Below are 18,108 nucleotides of genomic sequence, written 5' to 3'. Positions count from 1 at the left end.
CTTCGGTTTAATCAGAGCAGCCCCGTCACCTACTTAAAGCAACAACCGCTAAAAAAAGAAAAGCCCGGCAGCGCTACCGGGCTTCTTTATTTGCAGCTAACGAGCGACTTGCGACTGTATGTCACCGACACCCTGCTCGACTGAACGAGCCCCGTGAATCAACGGCCCATAACGCCGGCTGAACTCCCAGTTGTACGGCACGCCATCCTTGCTGGTGCCGTTGTCCCAGTTCACCGACCAGGTCATCAAGCCTTTGATCGGCAGCCCCTTGATCGCTAGACGCTTGAGGACATTTCCGACCACGGTTTTGTCGATCACATAACCGGTGGCCGCCGCATCGTTGTTGGCCGGCAGGCCGATGACGAACTTGTCTGCCGGGATCCGCGTGAAGCCGCGAGTGCCGGTCACCAGACTTTCGGTCAGGTAGAAGAGGAAATCCTCTTTCAGCGCATCGTTGTTCTGCGCAATCCACGCACCTGCGCCGTTGTTGGCTTCCGGCACCCAGACCCCGTCGCCGCCCTGGTTGTAGAACTGCGGGGCGATGAAGTCGTAGTAGCCTTCCAGTGCCTGCAAATAGCTGATGTATTTGCCGGTGCTGGTCAGGTACGGGAACTCCGGGGCCATGCTGATGATGAAGTGCTTGCCCTGGCCTGCGTAGTGATCCTTGACCAGTTTCAGTGCGGCCGGCAGGACTGTCTTATTGGCAGCGAAATCAATCGCGCTCTGTTCAAGATCGATGTCCAGCCCGTCGAAGCCGTAGGTTTCCACCAGACGGATAATTTCTTTAGCCAGCGGTTGTTCCTGCCCGCTGCGTAACTCGATATGCGCATCGGCGCCACCGAGGGAAATCAGCACGGCCCGTCCCTGGCTGTTGAGCACGCCAACCTGACGGCGGAACTCAGCGTCGGAAACGTTGAAGGGTTTGAAAGTAGGAATACCGCTACCCTTCATAAACGCCACCGCGACCACGTTGTACTCCTTGGGCACTTCCTCCAGCGATAGGCCGGCGAAGCGGCCTTGGCGGTAACCATCGCTCGGACCCGCAGGCCAGTTGTGCCAGAAGCCCATGAGGATCTTTTTACCGGCAATGCTCGGCATCAGCGAAGCGGCATCGCTCGCCGCGCTTTGCACTAAAGAGAAATCGATTTTTGACATGTTCTAATCCTTCAGAACGTGTGGGTTTGGCGACACAGCGCCGTTATTTGAAGTCGACGTCGAAAGCCTGATAGAAGGCGTTACCGGTGTTGGCAACGATCCACATCAGCACGATCACGTGATGGCCCCTCTTGTTGGCCGGTAGTTTCACCGCGTGATTGACCTTGGCCTTCAGCTCATTCGGATAGCTGTAATAAGGCACCTGAGTGTAGAAGTCCTCGAAGAACGGTTGCGCTTCCAGTTGCGCGCGGCTGATGCGTTGTTTCGGGTCCCAGCCATCCTTGGTGATCAGCCAGCGGTAGCCGCGGGTGGTGTGCGGCGCGGTGTATTCCCATTTGATTTCGAGGGTCTGCCCCGGGGTGACGTTAAGCAGCGGCCAGGTGAACGGACGAGCGAGCTTCTTGCTCATTTCGTCACTGGTGAAGTTCACGCAATCGCGAGCATCGGTCTTGCCGCCACTGAGGATGTAGCCATCGGCCGGTGGCGTGACACTGTCCGAGTCGCTCTGGTAAGGCGCCGGAAATGGCCCCGCTGCCAGTGCCGGGAAATTCTTCCCGCCTTCCATTTCATTGACCTGCCAGGCACCGAGCAATCCTTGCTCAATGGCAACCGCACCACGGCTTGCAGGGGAAATGACACGACCGTGTCGCAGTTGGGTTTGTGGTTGATTCATGATTTTTCACTCCGTTGATTTAAGAACTCTCCTTTCCGAGGAGAGGCCTTCAAGCTAACGGAGAGGGATTTTTTGTCCATCGGCGGTTTTGTCGCAGTCAGCAGCTTTGAACCGTAAAAACATCGCAAATACTGGATGCATATACAGTCTTCTGCGACAACGCCCACCTGAGATGTGGTCAAAAGATTACACGGCAATACTGCAAAAGCTGCCATTCAGTACTCATGGCAACTGTGCGTTGAACTCCTTTTCGTACTGCCCGGCGAGTTGTTCTTTCTGTTTTTCGTTGAGCAACTTGCCGGCCATCTGGAAGAACTTCTGCTCTTCTTCCTTGAGATGGTGATGAACCTTGTCAGAAAGCTTTTTCGCGATGGCCAGCCAGGCCGGGCTGGACATCTCGGTCTCATCGAGCTCTTCCATCATCTCGTCCATTTCATGGTGTTCGGCGATGGCATGGCGGCTCAGATCGACACCGTCATCAAGCTCCATCAACGGAATGTAGAAATGGCGCTCTTCCGCTGTTTCATGGGCCTGGAGTTCTGCCTTGAGCTGTTTGTAGGCTTCAACCCGCTCCGGCGTGTCGCCACTGGTTTCGATCAAGGTCTTGGCGTAGCTGCGCTGGCGATCATGGCTTTCGCGAAGGGCTTCGAAAATATTCATGGAGGTTCCTCATCAACCGCGTGCTGGAGTGACGCTGTAAAGGCTAGACCCCGAGGCGAGAGCGGCAGTTCCACCGGGTTGAAGAAGGGCTTGGAAGATGGCCGCGGGGCAGGATAGGCTGCGAATTCAAACAACAAGGAAGTCATGCATGAACTTACGCATTGAGCTGTCGCAGCATTCCACCGAAGAAGAACGCCAGGCCATTTTGGCCCCCCTGCATGCCTATAACGTGGCCAAGGCCGGAATTGCCGTCTCTGAGCCACTCACCTTGCTGGTGCGTGACGATCAGGATCAGATTTTGGGCGGACTCTATGGCCGACTGGTCTGCCAGTGGCTGTTCATCGATTTGCTGTCAGTGCCTGAAGCAGGCCGGGGCCAGGGAATTGGCTCGAAGCTGATGCGCATGGCCGAAGAGCTGGCGCGGGAGAAAGGCTGCATCGGCGCATGGCTCGACACGTTCGACTTTCAGGCACCTGAGTTCTACAAGAAACTGGGGTATAGCCAGTTTGGGGAAATCGTCGATTATCCGCCGGGGCACAAACGGCATTTTTTCCAGAAGCGACTTGTAGGTTGAATGTACCGCCCTCTTCGCGAGCAGGCTCGCTCCCACATTGGAATGTATTCCAATGTGGGAGCGAGCCTGCTCCGAGCGGCGTTCCGACGAAGGTGGCAGGCGCCTCAATGCATGCTCAGAGGCAAGTCGCCAACGCCGCCAACCGGCGCTTGGCGACAAAATCATCCTTCTGCGCGTAGTAATTCAACGTCGTGCCCGATGCCTCGGTGATCACGTCGACAAACGACTCCGCCGAACGGGTGTACACCGTCGTACCACCCGCTTTGCGTGGTTCCAGATACGCCGCCGCATCGACACCAAATACCGCTTCGTCCTGCCAACCAAACTGCACACACCGCGCCACGTCTTTTTCGGCTTTGTTCGACGTCAACACCTTGTACGGGGTTTTCGTGCGAGCATCGTCCATCACCGAGCCTGCGCAACCGGCCAGCAATGTCGCGGCCAGCGCTACCATCAGCATTCGCATTGCATTCGCTCATTCAGAAAAAAGCGGACTGTATCACCGCAGCAGCAGAAATCGTTCTGCTTTACTGCATTTATAGCGCGACACGCGCGGGCCGCTGCGGCAACCTAAGGTCATCAGCCTCACAAGGAAAACACATGGCGCCTACCGACCAGCGACATGAACATGCCCTGAAAGTATTTCTCGACGCGCGTCCCGAACTGCGCGAAACCCTCGACCATCTCAATCCGCTGCTGGCTCAGGCCAAGGGCGAAACTCAAGCGCAGTATCGCGAGGAACGACTGCATGAGGCTTTTGAAGCCGAAGCGGAAAGCCTCGGGTTATTTGCTTGGGAGTTGACCTTGCAACTGACGGCCGACTCGCCTGAGGAATATCAGGCGCAGCGCCTGGAAGTACATCGTGAAGTCGCGGAAATGGCCGGGATGGATTGGCTGGAATATTGCGATTTGTATGGCATAGAACCGTAACCGCCGCCGAAGGACACCGCCAGCAATGTTGCCATCCGCCTCGACTCATCGCGCCAGCCCTGGCCACTTGCATACGCAAAAATGGCGCGGACGAGTGGGTCTGGCGCTGGTGGCCAGCCTCTCGGTGCTGGCCGGAATGACCGACGCCATCGGCTTTATGGCCAGCGGCGATTTCGTCTCGTTCATGAGCGGCAACACCACTCGACTCGCCGTGGCGATCAGCGATGGCGATGTCGGGTTGACCGTGCGCCTGGTGATCCTCGTCGCAACATTTATTGTCGGGAATGCCTTGGGGGTTGTCGTCGCACGTTTCGGTGGACGCCGGGCGCTGCCGCTGCTGCTGTGTATCGCCACCCTGCTGTGCGCGGCGGCGCTCTGGCCATTCGAAACCCAACTGCCTGCGCTGCTGGCGGCGATCATTGCGATGGGCATGCTCAACGCGGCGGTTGAAGAAGTGAATGGCTTGCCGGTCGGGCTGACTTACGTGACTGGCGCGCTGTCGCGGTTCGGCCGTGGATTGGGCCGCTGGATGCTTGGCGAACGGCGCAGCGGCTGGCGGGTGCAACTGGTGCCATGGAGCGGGATGTTTATCGGCGCGATTCTGGGGGCTGTGCTGGAACATCACTTGGGACTGAAGGCGATGTTTGTCAGCGGTGTGCTGGCGGCGATGATCGGGCTGCTCTCGCTGAAAATCCCGCGGCGCTGGCAACTGGGCTATATGCCGCGCTAACCGAGGACAACAAAAATCTCTGAGCGAGCCTGTCCGCGAAGACGCCGGCACATTCTTCATCTTCACCAGCTGACAGACCGCTATCGCGAGCAGGCGAAGGCCTACAAGGTTTCGCGGCGGCTTCGATAAAGCTTTATCATGGCCGCAGTTTTGCTGATCGAGTCCGTCATGAAGTTCGCCATCGCGCTGTTTTCCGCCGCCCATGCGCCCTCCTCGCGCCGTGCCCTGCTGTTTGCGCAGGCTGCGCTGGCCGGTGGGCATGAGATTGTCCGGCTGTTTTTTTATCAGGACGGCGTTTATAACGCTTCGGATGCAGTGGTCACGCCGCAGGACGAACTCGACCTGCCCAAACAATGGCGCGCGTTCATCACCGAGCAGCAACTGGACGGCGTCGTGTGCATCGCCGCCGCCCTGCGCCGTGGAGCGCTGAATGCTGAAGAAGCCAAGCGCTACCAGCGTGACGCGATTTCGGTCAGCGCACCGTGGGAATTGTCCGGTCTCGGTCAGTTGCATGACGCGGTGCAAGACGCTGACCGCCTGATCTGCTTCGGAGGTGCGTGAGATGGCCAAATCCCTGTTGATCGTCAGCCGCCAATCACCGTGGTCTGGCCCCGGCGCTCGCGAAGCGCTGGATATCGTGCTGGCCGGTGGCGCCTTTGATCTGCCGATCGGTTTACTGTTTCTCGATGACGGTGTGTTGCAACTGGCCGCCGGGCAGAACGCCAAGGCCCTGCAACAGAAAGACCTCAGCGCCAACCTGCAAGCGCTGCCGATGTTTGGCGTTGAAGAGCTGTTCTATTGCTCCGACAGCGCCAGCACTCGCGGACTGAACAATCTGTCGCTGGACGAAGCGCAGCCGCTGGCCGCCGAGCAGATCACCGCCCTTATTGACCGTTACGACCAGGTGATCACCCTCTGATGTCGACTTTGCATGTGTTGTCTCATTCCCCGTTTGGCGACGATCGCCTGACCAGTTGCCTGCGCCTGATCGGCAGCGCTGATGCATTGCTGCTCTCCGGCGATGCGGTGTATGCGTTGCAACCAGGCACCGCGCCGTTCACTGCACTGGAACACCGCCAAATCAAATTATTCGTCCTTGCCGAAGATGCACAGGCTCGCGCCATCGAAGTCCCGGACTGGGCCGACGCCATCGATTATCCGGCCTTTGTCGAATTGTCGATCCACCACGACAAGGTCAACAGTTGGCTATGAATTCCATGACCGTCGGCGCCCGCGCCATCGAACTGGACAAGGACGGTTTTCTCGTCGACCTGAGTGACTGGTCCGCCGACGTTGCCAGCGCCCTCGCGGCCGCCGAAGACATCGAGTTGACGCCCGAACACTGGGAAGTCCTCGAACTGCTGCGGAGCTTCTACGCCGAATTCCAGCTGTCCCCGGCCACCCGACCGCTGATCAAGTACACCGCACTGAAACTCGGCCCGGACAAAGGCAACAGCCTGCACCTGAACCGACTGTTCAAAGGCACCCCCGCCAAACTCGCCGCAAAACTGGCGGGCCTGCCCAAACCGACGAATTGCTTATGATCGATTTTCCAGCACTGACCCTCGAAACCCCTGCCGAACACCCGTTCGCCCAATTCGTGCGAATCCTCGGCAAGGGCAAACGCGGCGCCCGCGATCTGACTCGTGAAGAAGCCCGCGAAGCCATGGGCATGGTGCTCGACGACAAGGTTGAAGACACCCAGCTCGGCGCGTTCCTGATGTTGCTGCGGCACAAGGAAGAAAGCGCCGAGGAAATGGCCGGCTTCACCGAAGCATTGCGCGAGCGCTTGCAGGCGCCGAAGCTGAACGTTGATCTGGACTGGCCGACCTATGCCGGCAAGAAGCGCCATCTACCGTGGTATCTGCTGGCGGCCAAATGCCTGGCGCAAAACGGCGTGCGCATTTTCATGCACGGCGGCGGCGCACACACGGCCGGGCGGCTGTACAGCGAGCAACTGCTCGGTGAGTTGAACATTCCGTTGTGCCGCACCTGGCAGCAGGTCGGCACAGCGCTGGACAACTGCGGCCTGGCCTTCATGCCGCTGGTGGACTGGGCGCCGCAGTTGCAGAAGATGATCGACCTGCGCAACACCTTGGGTCTGCGCTCACCGATTCATTCCCTGGCGCGGATTCTCAATCCGCTGGGCGCGCGTTGCGGCCTGCAAAGCATTTTCCACCCCGGCTACCAAGCCGTGCATCGCGATGCCAGCGGCCTGCTCGGCGACACGGCGATTGTGGTCAAGGGCGATGGCGGCGAAATCGAGATCAACCCGGATGCCGACAGCCACCTCTACGGCACCACCGGCGGCGAGAGCTGGGACGAGGAATGGCCGCAATTGTCGGCGCAACGCCACGTCAAACCGGCGACCCTCGACGTTGAACATTTGAAAGCCGTATGGCGCGGCGACGTGGTCGACAGCTACCCGCAAATGGCCCTGATTGCGACCATGGCTCTGGCCTTGCGCGGCCTCGGCCAGCCCCGCGAACAGGCCTTCACAACCGCCGAGCAATACTGGGCTGCGCGGAACAAATCGATTTAACCGATCATTCACGCCCGATCTTTGCGCTTTTTGTTCGAACTCATCGGAATAGACTCGACTCCAACGATTATTGGTTTACGGAGTCTTGATCATGGGTTTACTCGTCGATGGCCGCTGGCAGGACAAGTGGTACGAAAGCAGCAAGGACGGCGCGTTCCAGCGTGAACAGGCAAAACGCCGCAACTGGGTCACCGCCGATGGCCAGCCGGGCCCGAGCGGTGAAGGCGGGTTTGCCGCTGAAGCCGGACGCTATCACCTCTACGTTTCTCTCGCCTGTCCATGGGCGCATCGCACGCTGATCCTGCGTAAGCTCAAAGGTCTGGAAAATCTGATCGACGTTTCGGTGGTCAGTTGGTTAATGCTGGAAAACGGCTGGACCTTCGACCAAGCACTCGGCTCGACCGGCGACAAGCTTGATGGCTTTGAATTCATGCACCAGCGCTACACCGCCGACACTGCCGACTACACCGGCCGCGTCACCGTGCCGGTGCTGTGGGACAAGAAGCTCAAACGCATCGTCAGCAATGAATCAGCGGAAATCATCCGCATGTTCAACAGCGCGTTTGATGATCTGACCGGCAATGATCTGGACTTCTACCCGGCGCCGTTACGCGGCGAGATTGATGCGCTGAACGAGCGGATTTATCCGGCCGTGAACAACGGCGTGTATCGCGCAGGCTTTGCGACGTCGCAACAGGCTTATGAAGAAGCGTTCGATGAGGTGTTTGCCGAGCTCGATCACCTTGAGCGCGTTTTGGGCGCCAACCGTTATCTGAGCGGGGAATACCTGACTGAAGCGGACGTCCGCCTGTTCACCACGATGATTCGTTTCGACGCGGTTTATCACGGGCACTTCAAGTGCAACCTGCGGCGGATTGCCGATTACCCGAATCTGTCGAACTGGTTGCGTGAGGTGTATCAGCTGCCAGGGATTGCCGAGACGGTGGATTTCCAGCACATCAAGAATCACTACTACGGCAGTCACAAGACGATCAACCCGACAGGGGTTGTGCCGAAGGGGCCGGCGCAGGATTTCACTGTGGCCCATGATCGGGCGCGGTTGAGCGGCAAAGGGGTTTGGCGAAAAGGTTGAGAGTTATAGGGTCTTGAAAGGCCTCTTCGCGAGCAAGCTCGCTCCCACACGGGATATGTGTCGTTCACAAATCCCCTGTGGGAGCGAGCTTGCTCGCGAATGGGGCGACTCGGTATTTCTAGACCTGCGCCTGAGCCCCTTCGAACCACGCCAGCTTCTCGCGCAGTTGCACTACTTCACCAACGATCACCAATGTCGGCGCATGCACTTCATGCTCCGCCACCAATCGCGGCAGATCGGCCAGCGTGCCGGTAAAGACTCGCTGATTGACCGTGGTGCCCTGCTGAATCAATGCCGCCGGGGTATCGGCTGAACGACCATGCTTGATCAGTTGTTCGCAAATGACCGGCAAGCCGACTAGGCCCATATAGAACACCAGTGTCTGCGCCGGCGCGACAAGGTCAGCCCATGGCAGATCGGTGGAACCGTCCTTCAAATGCCCGGTGACAAACCGCACTGATTGCGCGTAATCACGATGCGTCAGCGGAATGCCGGCATACGCCGCACAACCGCTGGCTGCGGTGATACCCGGCACCACCTGAAACGGAATGCCGTGGGCCGCTAGTTCTTCGATCTCTTCGCCGCCACGGCCAAAGATAAACGGATCACCGCCCTTCAACCGCACCACACGCTTGCCGGCCTTGGCCAGATCGACCAGTTGCTGGTTGATCTGATCCTGCGGCACGGCGTGATCAGACCGACGCTTGCCGACGTAGACCCGCTCGGCATCGCGACGGCACAATTCTAGAATCGCTGGCGCGACCAAGCGGTCGTACAGCACTACATCGGCTTGCTGCATCAGACGCAAAGCCTTGAAGGTCAGCAGATCCGGATCGCCCGGGCCAGCGCCGACCAGATACACCTCGCCGGTGGTGACCATGGCCTCGCCATCGATCTTGGCTTGCAGCAGACGCTCGGCCTCGGCGCCCTGCCCGGCCAGTTGCCGATCGGCGATCGGCCCCTGAAATACGTCTTCCCAGAAGCCACGACGCTGCTGCACATCCGGAAACAGGCTTTTCACCTGATTGCGGAAACGCGCGGCGAGCCCGGCCAACTGACCGTAAGTCGAGGGAATCCAGGTTTCGATCTTGGCGCGAATCAGTCGCGCCAGCACCGGAGCGTCGCCGCCGCTGGACACAGCGATGATCAGCGGTGAGCGATCGACGATCGCCGGGAAGATCACGCTGCACAAGGCCGGCGCATCGACCACGTTGACCGGCACGCAGCGCTTGTGAGCATCGATGGAGACTTGTGCGTTCAGCGTCTCATCGTCGGTGGCAGCGATAATCAGCCCGCAACCGTCCAGATCGGCCTCGACGTAACCGCGCAACAGGCATTCACCGCCAGAGGCAGTGACCAGTTCGCGCAGTTGCGTTTCGATTTCAGGTGCGACCACCCGCAGCAGCGCACCGGCATCGGCCAGCAGGCGGGATTTGCGCAAGGCAATTTCCCCCCCACCGACGACCAACACACGACTGCCGCGCAGGTTGTGAAACAGCGGCAGATATTTCATTTAGCCGATGACCTCAAGGCCACCCATGTACGGCTTCAGTACGTCCGGCACACGAATCGAGCCGTCGGCCTGCTGGTAGTTTTCCAGCACGGCAACCAGCGTACGACCAACCGCCAGACCGGAACCGTTGAGGGTGTGCACCAGCTCCGGCTTGCCGGTTTCCGGGTTGCGGAAACGCGCTTGCATACGACGGGCCTGGAAGTCGCCGCAGTTCGAGCACGAGGAGATTTCGCGGTACTTGTCCTGGCTCGGGATCCACACTTCGAGGTCATAAGTCTTGACCGCGCTGAAGCCCATGTCGCCGGTGCACAGCGCCAAGGTGCGATAAGGCAGACCGAGCAGCTGCAAAACTTTTTCGGCGTTGGCGGTCAGGCCTTCCAGTGCCTCCATCGAGGTCGACGGCTCAACGATCTGAACCATTTCAACCTTGTCGAACTGGTGCTGACGGATCATGCCACGCGTGTCGCGACCCGACGCGCCGGCTTCACTGCGGAAGCAAGGGGTATGCGCGACGAACTTGATCGGCAGCAGTTTCGAGTCGACGATTTCGCCGGCAACGATGTTGGTCAGCGACACTTCGGCGGTCGGGATCAGGTACAGATCGGCTTCGCCTTCGCGGGCGATCTTGAACAGGTCTTCTTCGAACTTCGGCAGTTGACCGGTGCCTTGCAGCGCCGGGGCCTGGACCAGATAAGGCGTGTAAGCCTCCTCGTAACCGTGCTCGTTGACGTGCAGGTTGATCATGAACTGCGCCAGTGCGCGGTGCAGACGGGCGATCGGGCCACGCAACAGGGCGAAACGCGCGCCGGACAGCTTGGCGGCAGTTTCAAAGTCCAGCCAGCCGAACTTCTCGCCCAGGGCAACGTGGTCTTTCACTTCGAAATCGAAAGCAGTCGGCGTGCCCCAGCGGCGCACTTCAACGTTGTCGTCCTCGTCTTTACCGACCGGCACGGATTCGTGTGGCAGGTTCGGGATACCGAGCAGGATCGAGTCCAGTTCGGTCTGGATCGCGTCCAGCTCGACTTTACCAGCGCTCAGTTCGCCCGCCATGCGCTCGACGTCCGCCATCAACGGCGCGATGTCTTCGCCGCGCTGCTTGGCCTGACCGATGGATTTGGAACGCGCGTTACGCTCAGCCTGCAGTGCTTCGGTGCGGGTCTGGACGGTCTTGCGCTGTTCTTCCAGCGCTTCGATGCGCGCGGTATCCAGGGCAAAGCCACGGGAAGCCAGGCGGTCCGCTACGTCCTGAAGGTTGCTACGTAACAGTTTGGAATCGAGCATGTCGGTTTCTCGTTATCAAAGTTTGGTCAAAGACAGGCCAGCCCACGTCGCGAGCAGCCCGCCGAATACGCTGAGTGCCGCATAGCCCAAGGCCAGCGGCACTTGCCCGCTTTCCAGCAGGCGCACCGTATCCAGTGAAAAGGATGAAAAAGTCGTCAGCCCCCCGAGGAAGCCGACCATCAACCCGGCACGCACCTCGATCGGCACTTCCGGGCGTATCAAAAACAGGCCGTACAACACGCCAATCAGCAGACAGCCCACGATATTAACGGCCAGCGTCGCGGTATAGAAGTGCCGCGGCCAATTGGCGTTGACCCAATTGCCGGTGGCGAAGCGCAACAAGGTGCCGGCAACCCCGCCGGCGGAGACCGCAATGATCAGTGGAAGCACTATTTTCTCCGCTGCCGAGGGCTTAAACGGTCGAGTTGGGCGAGATGGTTGAGCTTCTCGCCGATCTTCAGTTCCAGGCCGCGCGGTACTGGTTGGTAGAACGGGATTGGGTCGAGTTCTTCCGGGAAATAATCTTCGCCGGCGGCATACGCGTCCGGCTCGTCGTGGGCGTAACGGTATTCGTCACCGTAGCCCAACTGCTTCATCAGTTTGGTCGGCGCATTGCGCAGGTGCAGCGGCACTTCCAGCGAGCCATTTTCGGCCGCAGCGCGCAGTGCGGTTTTGAAACCCATGTACACCGCATTGCTTTTCGGCGCGCAGGCCAGATAAGTGATGGCTTGGGCCACCGCCAACTCGCCTTCCGGGCTGCCGAGGCGCTCCTGCACTTCCCACGCCGCGAGGCACAGGCTGAGGGCGCGCGGGTCGGCGTTGCCGATGTCTTCGCTGGCCATGCGCACCACGCGTCGGGCCAGGTATAGCGGATCGCAACCGCCGTCGATCATCCGCGCAAACCAGTACAGCGCGCCGTCAGGGTTGGAGCCACGCACCGATTTGTGCAGTGCCGAGATCTGGTCGTAAAACGCTTCGCCACCCTTGTCGAAACGTCGACGGGTATCGCCGAGCAGACTTTGCAGCAACTCGGTGCCGATTTCGCTGTTGTCTTCAGCCAGATCCGAGGCGTTTTCCAGCAGATTGAGCAGACGCCGGCCATCGCCATCGGCGGCGGACAGCAGCATCTGGAAACCTTCGTCGTTGAGCGTCAGGTTGCGCTTGCCCAAACCACGTTCTTCGGTGAGCGCACGGTGCACCAGCTTACGCAGCGCCGCTTCGTCGAGGCTTTTCAGCACGTAGACGCGGGCACGCGACAACAAGGCGTTGTTGAGTTCGAACGAAGGATTTTCGGTGGTGGCGCCGATGAAGATCAGCGTGCCATCTTCAACGTACGGCAGAAAAGCATCCTGCTGCGATTTGTTGAAGCGGTGCACTTCATCGACGAACAGAATCGTGCGCTTGCCGTACTGGCCGGCCTGCTGCTTGGCGATTTCAACGGCCTGACGGATCTCTTTCACCCCGGCGAGCACCGCCGAGACTGTTTCGAAGTGCGCATCGGAGACTTCCGCGAGCAACCGCGCCAACGTGGTTTTACCCACGCCCGGCGGGCCCCAGAAGATCATCGAATGCAGGGCACCCTGCTCCAGCGCCTCACGCAGAGGCTTGCCGCGAGCGAGCACGTGCTCCTGACCGACGTACTCATCCAGATTGGTCGCACGCAAACGCGCGGCCAGTGGCTGAGCAATCGGTGCACTGCGAAACAGATCCATCACGTAGCGTTGAAACCTCTATTTTGCCGATCATTGACCCTGTAGGAGTGAGCCTGCTCGCGATAGCGGTGGGTCAGACGATGAAGATGTGACTGACAAATCGAATCGCGAGCAGGCTCACTCCTACAAAGGGTTTTGTGTTTATTCCTGGATCACATCGGCACCCTTGGGGATGTCGAACTTGAACTTGGAGGCTGGCACCGGCTCGTTGGCCTTGACCCCGGTAAACAGGATATTGGTGCGCTGGCCGACGCTGTCGATCAGTTGCATATCGTTAAGCAGACCGTTGCGGAACGACAAGCGCAGGTTGTCGAACAGGGTGTCCTTGGTTTTCGGCTTGAGGGTGAAGTCGATCACACCGCCCGCCTCTTTCGCGGAAATATCAAAGCTCTGGCTGATCTTCGACACATCACCGGACAGCAGCAACGCCGGGGTCTGGGTCAGACGCTCGTCGAGCTTCTTGATGGTCGCCTGTTCCAGATCCGGGTCCCACAGGGTGACTTTCTTGCCATCGGAAACCATGGTCTGCTCGGCCGGCGCGTTGGTGTGCCAGTAGAACAGGCCAGGACGCTGCAGGGTCATGTTGCCAGTGGTTTCCTGCAACTGCGTGCCGCTGCCGTCGAGGGTCAGCTGCGAGAAGTTCGCGCTCAGGGTCTTGGATGTTTCCAGCAATTGGGTCAGACGCGCCACGTCCTTGTCATCGGCGTGGGCCGTGAGAGTGGTCAGCGCCAGTACTGGCAGCAGCATGCGGATAAGACGCATGGGAGTCCTCTTGAATACTCGTTGGGAGAGCGGCGGCACATCATTGTCCCGCCTCTTGCGTTTGCAATCAGTCGCGTACCGGGCCTGGAGCCAGAACTTCACGGGAACCGTTGGTGTTCATCGAGGTGACGACGCCGGCCATTTCCATGGCTTCGATCATCCGTGCGGCGCGGTTGTAGCCGATCTTCAGCTTGCGCTGTACCGCAGAAATCGAGGCACGACGGCTTTCCAGCACGAACTGTACAGCTTCGTCGTAAAGCGCGTCGGCTTCCGGATCATCACCGTCACCGCCACCGCTGCTGCCTTCAAAACCGCTGCCGGCTTCTTCGACACCGTTGAGGATGTCGTCGTTGTATTCCGGCGCGCCGCGCAGTTTCCACGCTTCGACCACACGGTGTACTTCATCGTCGGAAACGAACGCACCGTGAACCCGGATCGGCAGGCTGGTGCCCGGCGGCATATAGAGCATGTCACCGTGACCGAGCAGTTGTTCGGCGCCGCCCTGATCGATAATGGTGCGGGAGTCGATCTTGCTCGACACCTGGAACGCCATACGCGTCGGAATGTTGGCCTTGATCAGACCGGTGATCACGTCCACCGATGGCCGCTGGGTCGCGAGAATCAAGTGAATACCCGCCGCACGCGCTTTCTGGGCAATACGGGCGATCAGTTCTTCCACCTTCTTGCCGACGATCATCATCATGTCGGCGAACTCGTCGACCACCACAACGATGGTCGGCAATTTCTGCAGCAGCGGCGCTTCGTCGTGAATGCTTTCGCGCTTGTACAGCGGATCGCTCAACGGCTCGCCAGCGTCCTGGGCCTCCTTGACCTTGGCGTTAAAGCCAGACAGGTTGCGCACGCCCATTTTCGCCATCAGCTTGTAGCGGCGCTCCATCTCGGCAACGCTCCAGCGCAAGGCGTTGGCGGCGTCTTTCATGTCGGTGACGACCGGGCACAGCAAGTGCGGAATGCCTTCGTAGATCGACAGTTCCAACATTTTCGGGTCGATCATGATCAGCTTGGCGTCTTCCGGGCCGGACTTGAACAGGATCGACAGGATCATCGCGTTCACACCCACCGACTTACCGGAACCGGTGGTACCGGCCACCAGCAAGTGCGGCATCTTCGCCAGGTCAGTGATCACCGGCTTGCCGCCGATGTCGTGACCGAGTGCCAGGGTGACCGGCGATTTGAAGTTGTCGTACTCAGGCGTCGACAGCACTTCGGAGAAGCGCACGATCTGCCGGTCTTCGTTGGGAATCTCGATACCTACGGTGGTCTTGCCGGGAATCACCTCGACCACACGTACGCTGGTCACGGCCAGCGAACGCGCAAGGTCTTTCGCCAGGTTGGCGATGCGGCTGACTTTGACGCCGGCGGCAGGCTGAATTTCGTAACGGGTAATCACCGGACCCGGGTGAATCGAATCCACCGTGACTTCGACACCGAACTCCTTGAGCTTGATCTCCAGCAAATGGCCGACCGCCGCCAGGGATTCCGGTGAGTAATTGAGTTGTTTCTTTTCTGCCGGATCGAGAATCGAGATCGGCGGCAAGGTGCCTTCCACGGCGCTGTCGACGAACAACGGCACCTGTTTCTCTTTCTGCACGCGCTTGCTTGGCTCGGGCGCTTTGGCCGGGGCCGGGGCGATAACCGGCGGCACTTGTTTCTCGCGATCGGACATGTGCTTGCTCAGGGCTTGCTCACGTTCGATCAGGCGTTCTTTGACTTTGGCCTGCTCACGTTTGTCGGTGACCGTCGGCGCGACCACATCGTGAACGCGGTCATCGACTTCACGCAGTTGCGCGACCAGTTGTTTGCGCTCGGTACGCGCCGACCACCAGCGATTCAGCGCGCCCTGGAACAGTTCAAACAGGTCGAGGGTGATCTTGCCGGTGATGTCCATCACCTTGAACCACGACAGGTCGGTAAATACCGTAAGGCCAAACAGGAACAGCGCGATGAACAGCAACGTGCTGCCCTGAATGTTCAGCGCGTTTTTCGCCAGATCGCCGAGACTTTCGCCCAAAGCGCCACCAGCGCCCGCCGGCAGACCGGTCGCGGCATGGAAATGGATATGCGCCAGAGCTGCGCCGGACAAGACCAGAAACACCAGACCAATCAGGCGCCAGGAGAATAGCCAGCCGCTCCACTGCCACGGTTCGTGGCGCTGCCGGAAGATCTGCCAGGCTTTGACCGCCAGCAGCAACGGGAAGATATAGGCGAAGTAACCGAGCACCATAAACAGGATGTCGGCGCTGTAGGAGCCCGCCGGGCCACCGAAATTCTGCACGTCGTCGATCTTGCTGTTGTGACTCCAGCCCGGATCGTCCTTGCCGTAGGTCAGCAAAGCCATCATCAGGAACAGGCACAAGGCGCCGATGGCGATCAATGCACCTTCCTTGAGCCGGTAGTGCAACTGTTGGCGCCAGAGCGGAACGACTGTTTTTGGTGCTTCGGTGGATTTCTTCAAAACGCTTCTTTTCCTGCGCCCGAGGCGCGTCCATCTATTGAATGACGATAAAAAACTGCCCAATCCAGGCAGGTAAAAAAGTTGACGGGCACAACTGAGACTACTTTTAACACTGCGCTGCTGCTTTTATAAACACAGGTATCAAAACAGTGCCCGGCGAATATTCTGTAACAGCCCGGCATTGTACGGGTTTGTGCGTCGGATGCCATGCTTCAAACCCCAGCGTTGAGCATAGCCAAGCGCATAAAACCTGCGCTTCAATTTGAGCATGCATTGTCTTTTGTGACAAAGGCTTATGAGGTGTATTTGATGAACGTAGCGAAGCATTGCCATCCAGACCTTCTGAACTGTCACTGACCGCTCGCCATGCCGGCCAGGTGCCGGGCCACAGCGCTCGGTTACGACCGCGCCCGACTCGCCAAGTTGCAATGCGGCGAACGTCGCGCAGGATCGAGACGACATTCGCAACGTTTAGCGGCACACTTTACCGCGTACCCAACAACTTGCCCCGCCCACCCCTACTGCAAGCCCGGATACCATGCTGACTTGGTTACAACGTAACTCCCTGACTTTTCCGCCTCTGGAAAAGGCCATGCGCGACCCCAACGGATTGCTCGCCGCGGGCGGCGATCTGTCTGCCGATCGTTTGATCGCGGCTTATCGTCATGGCTGTTTTCCGTGGTTTTCCGAGGGCCAGCCGATTCTCTGGTGGTCGCCGGATCCGCGCACGGTGCTGTTTCCCGACGAACTGCATGTCTCGCGCAGCCTCGGCAAACTGCTGCGCCAGGCACGCTATCAAGTGACCTTCGATCAGGACTTCGACGCCGTGATCCGCGCCTGCGCCGCGCCACGGGATTACGCCGACGGCACCTGGATCACCGAAGCCATGCAGGATGCCTACATTGAATTGCATCGCCGCGGCTTCGCTCATTCGGTCGAAGTGTGGGATCAAGGCGAACTGGTCGGCGGCCTGTACGGACTGACTATGGGCCAACTGTTTTTTGGCGAATCGATGTTCAGCCGCGCTGACAACGCCTCGAAATTCGGCTTTGCCACCCTGGTGCGCCACCTGAAAGACTCAGGATTCGTGCTGATCGACTGCCAAATGCCGACCGATCATCTGCACAGCCTCGGCGCGCGGGCCATTCCTCGTCAGCAATTCGCCGACTATCTGGCAAATCACCTGGATCAACCCAATCGTGCCACTTGGGTTTGCTGAGCGACTTTTGCGCGCGTGGCTTACACTTAATTCACCAGCTTATCCCGAGGGTTGATCATGACCGAGTTGGCGCGGTTGAAGTTCTATGCCACTCAGCCTCACTCTTGCAGTTATCTGCCCGAGGAGCAGGCCACCACCCTGTTTCTCGACCCGAGCCAGCCCATGGATGTGCATGTCTACGCAGACCTGTCGGAAATGGGCTTTCGCCGCAGTGGCGATCATCTGTACCGGCCGCATTGCCAGAACTGCAATGCGTGCGTGCCTGCGCGCATTCCGGTGGCGCAGTTCACACCTAATCGTCAGCAGAAGCGGATTTTCAAGCGCAACGCGGATTTGCAGGTGCGCCCGGCCAAACCGCAATTCAGTGAAGAATATTTCGATCTGTACCAGCGCTATATCGAACAACGCCACGCCGACGGCGATATGTACCCGCCAAGCCGTGATCAATTCTCGACTTTTCTGGTACGTGACCTGCCCTTCTCGCGTTTTTACGAATTCCGACTCGACGGACGGTTACTGGCCGTGGCGGTGACCGATTTACTGCCGAACGGTTTGTCAGCGGTGTACACCTTCTACGAACCCGACGAAGAGCGCCGCAGCCTTGGCCGATTTGCCATCCTCTGGCAAATCGCCGAGGCACAGCGTCTCGGGCTTGAGGCGGTGTACCTCGGTTACTGGATCAAGAACTGCAAAAAGATGAACTACAAGACGCAATACCGACCCATCGAATTGCTGATTAATCAGCGCTGGGTCATCCTCAACTAAACCCAAGCCGTAAACCCCTTGGC

The 18,108-nt window shown here is 59.1% G+C and carries 21 protein-coding genes; 11 read left to right on the top strand and 10 right to left on the bottom strand.

Features of this window, described 5'->3' with window-relative positions; genetic code table 11:
* Nucleotides 1-96: 96 nt before the first annotated feature.
* The 3 genes from HUW52_RS13190 to HUW52_RS13180 form a co-directional block, all read right to left on the bottom strand.
* Nucleotides 97-1,155, bottom strand: coding sequence for a chitinase (locus tag HUW52_RS13190; protein WP_016987060.1), 1,059 nt, complete (start codon nucleotides 1,153-1,155; stop codon nucleotides 97-99).
* 43 nt (nucleotides 1,156-1,198) lie between these two features.
* Nucleotides 1,199-1,828, bottom strand: coding sequence for a lytic polysaccharide monooxygenase auxiliary activity family 9 protein (locus HUW52_RS13185; protein ID WP_016987059.1), 630 nt, complete (start codon nucleotides 1,826-1,828; stop codon nucleotides 1,199-1,201).
* 222 nt (nucleotides 1,829-2,050) lie between these two features.
* On the bottom strand, nucleotides 2,051-2,488 hold the full coding sequence (locus tag HUW52_RS13180) for a hemerythrin domain-containing protein (protein ID WP_016987058.1): 438 nt from the start codon (nucleotides 2,486-2,488) through the stop codon (nucleotides 2,051-2,053).
* A gap of 148 nt (nucleotides 2,489-2,636) precedes the next feature.
* On the opposite strand from HUW52_RS13180, the gene HUW52_RS13175 reads away from it, so the two are divergent.
* On the top strand, nucleotides 2,637-3,062 hold the full coding sequence (locus HUW52_RS13175; protein ID WP_016987057.1) for a GNAT family N-acetyltransferase: 426 nt from the start codon (nucleotides 2,637-2,639) through the stop codon (nucleotides 3,060-3,062).
* Between the two features lie 115 nt (nucleotides 3,063-3,177).
* Here HUW52_RS13175 and HUW52_RS13170 read toward each other — a convergent pair whose 3' ends face one another.
* Entirely contained in the window at nucleotides 3,178-3,528 is a 351-nt protein-coding gene (locus tag HUW52_RS13170; protein WP_016987056.1) for a hypothetical protein, read from the bottom strand.
* Nucleotides 3,529-3,662: 134 nt separating this feature from the next.
* Between HUW52_RS13170 and HUW52_RS13165 the strand changes: the two genes are divergently transcribed.
* The 8 genes from HUW52_RS13165 (at nucleotide 3,663) to HUW52_RS13130 (ending at nucleotide 8,357) form a co-directional block, all read left to right on the top strand.
* Nucleotides 3,663-3,992, top strand: a complete 330-nt coding sequence (locus HUW52_RS13165; RefSeq protein WP_016987055.1) for a DUF6388 family protein — start codon at nucleotides 3,663-3,665, stop codon at nucleotides 3,990-3,992.
* A 25-nt stretch (nucleotides 3,993-4,017) separates the two neighbouring features.
* Nucleotides 4,018-4,722, top strand: a complete 705-nt coding sequence (locus HUW52_RS13160) for a YoaK family protein (RefSeq protein ID WP_016987054.1) — start codon at nucleotides 4,018-4,020, stop codon at nucleotides 4,720-4,722.
* A 168-nt stretch (nucleotides 4,723-4,890) separates the two neighbouring features.
* Nucleotides 4,891-5,283 (top strand): sulfurtransferase complex subunit TusD, encoded by a 393-nt coding sequence (gene tusD / locus HUW52_RS13155; protein ID WP_175553866.1) that lies wholly within the window; start codon nucleotides 4,891-4,893, stop codon nucleotides 5,281-5,283.
* Between the two features lies 1 nt (nucleotide 5,284).
* On the top strand, nucleotides 5,285-5,641 hold the full coding sequence (gene tusC, locus HUW52_RS13150; RefSeq protein ID WP_016987053.1) for a sulfurtransferase complex subunit TusC: 357 nt from the start codon (nucleotides 5,285-5,287) through the stop codon (nucleotides 5,639-5,641).
* A complete protein-coding gene (gene tusB, locus HUW52_RS13145; protein WP_175553865.1) occupies nucleotides 5,641-5,934 on the top strand; it encodes a sulfurtransferase complex subunit TusB in 294 nt (97 codons plus the stop codon). The genes tusC and tusB overlap by 1 nt, the downstream gene beginning before the upstream one ends.
* Nucleotides 5,931-6,266, top strand: coding sequence for a TusE/DsrC/DsvC family sulfur relay protein (locus HUW52_RS13140; RefSeq protein WP_016987051.1), 336 nt, complete (start codon nucleotides 5,931-5,933; stop codon nucleotides 6,264-6,266). Before tusB ends, HUW52_RS13140 begins: the two co-directional genes overlap by 4 nt.
* Nucleotides 6,263-7,264, top strand: a complete 1,002-nt coding sequence (locus HUW52_RS13135) for a glycosyl transferase family protein (protein ID WP_175553864.1) — start codon at nucleotides 6,263-6,265, stop codon at nucleotides 7,262-7,264. Before HUW52_RS13140 ends, HUW52_RS13135 begins: the two co-directional genes overlap by 4 nt.
* 91 nt (nucleotides 7,265-7,355) lie before the next feature.
* Nucleotides 7,356-8,357 (top strand): glutathione S-transferase family protein, encoded by a 1,002-nt coding sequence (locus HUW52_RS13130; RefSeq protein WP_175553863.1) that lies wholly within the window; start codon nucleotides 7,356-7,358, stop codon nucleotides 8,355-8,357.
* 118 nt (nucleotides 8,358-8,475) lie between these two features.
* Here HUW52_RS13130 and cysG read toward each other — a convergent pair whose 3' ends face one another.
* The 6 genes from cysG to HUW52_RS13100 form a co-directional block, all read right to left on the bottom strand.
* Nucleotides 8,476-9,870, bottom strand: coding sequence for a siroheme synthase CysG (gene cysG / locus HUW52_RS13125; protein ID WP_175553862.1), 1,395 nt, complete (start codon nucleotides 9,868-9,870; stop codon nucleotides 8,476-8,478).
* Entirely contained in the window at nucleotides 9,871-11,151 is a 1,281-nt protein-coding gene (gene serS, locus HUW52_RS13120) for a serine--tRNA ligase (RefSeq protein ID WP_007908080.1), read from the bottom strand. It lies immediately after the preceding gene.
* A gap of 15 nt (nucleotides 11,152-11,166) precedes the next feature.
* On the bottom strand, nucleotides 11,167-11,541 hold the full coding sequence (gene crcB, locus HUW52_RS13115) for a fluoride efflux transporter CrcB (protein ID WP_007908079.1): 375 nt from the start codon (nucleotides 11,539-11,541) through the stop codon (nucleotides 11,167-11,169).
* The gene (locus HUW52_RS13110) at nucleotides 11,541-12,863 is read right to left on the bottom strand and encodes a replication-associated recombination protein A (RefSeq protein ID WP_034155144.1); all 1,323 of its coding nucleotides are present in this window, start codon (nucleotides 12,861-12,863) and stop codon (nucleotides 11,541-11,543) included. Before HUW52_RS13110 ends, crcB begins: the two co-directional genes overlap by 1 nt.
* Before the next feature lie 141 nt (nucleotides 12,864-13,004).
* Nucleotides 13,005-13,625: an outer membrane lipoprotein chaperone LolA gene (gene lolA / locus HUW52_RS13105; RefSeq protein WP_095118231.1), complete on the bottom strand. Its 621-nt coding sequence runs from the start codon at nucleotides 13,623-13,625 to the stop codon at nucleotides 13,005-13,007.
* Between the two features lie 67 nt (nucleotides 13,626-13,692).
* On the bottom strand, nucleotides 13,693-16,101 hold the full coding sequence (locus HUW52_RS13100) for a DNA translocase FtsK (protein WP_016987046.1): 2,409 nt from the start codon (nucleotides 16,099-16,101) through the stop codon (nucleotides 13,693-13,695).
* A 538-nt stretch (nucleotides 16,102-16,639) separates the two neighbouring features.
* Between HUW52_RS13100 and aat the strand changes: the two genes are divergently transcribed.
* Together aat and HUW52_RS13090 are read left to right on the top strand one after the other, a co-directional pair.
* Nucleotides 16,640-17,320, top strand: coding sequence for a leucyl/phenylalanyl-tRNA--protein transferase (gene aat, locus HUW52_RS13095; protein WP_175553861.1), 681 nt, complete (start codon nucleotides 16,640-16,642; stop codon nucleotides 17,318-17,320).
* Between the two features lie 57 nt (nucleotides 17,321-17,377).
* Nucleotides 17,378-18,085, top strand: a complete 708-nt coding sequence (locus HUW52_RS13090; protein WP_016987044.1) for an arginyltransferase — start codon at nucleotides 17,378-17,380, stop codon at nucleotides 18,083-18,085.
* Nucleotides 18,086-18,108: the final 23 nt, after the last annotated feature.

It is taken from the genome of Pseudomonas sp. 43A (assembly GCF_013363935.1).
In the GTDB taxonomy this organism is placed as follows: Bacteria; Pseudomonadota; Gammaproteobacteria; order Pseudomonadales; family Pseudomonadaceae; genus Aquipseudomonas; species Aquipseudomonas crudilactis.
Note: the sequence above shows the minus strand (reverse complement) of the source record. Positions and strands in the feature narration are given on the sequence as shown.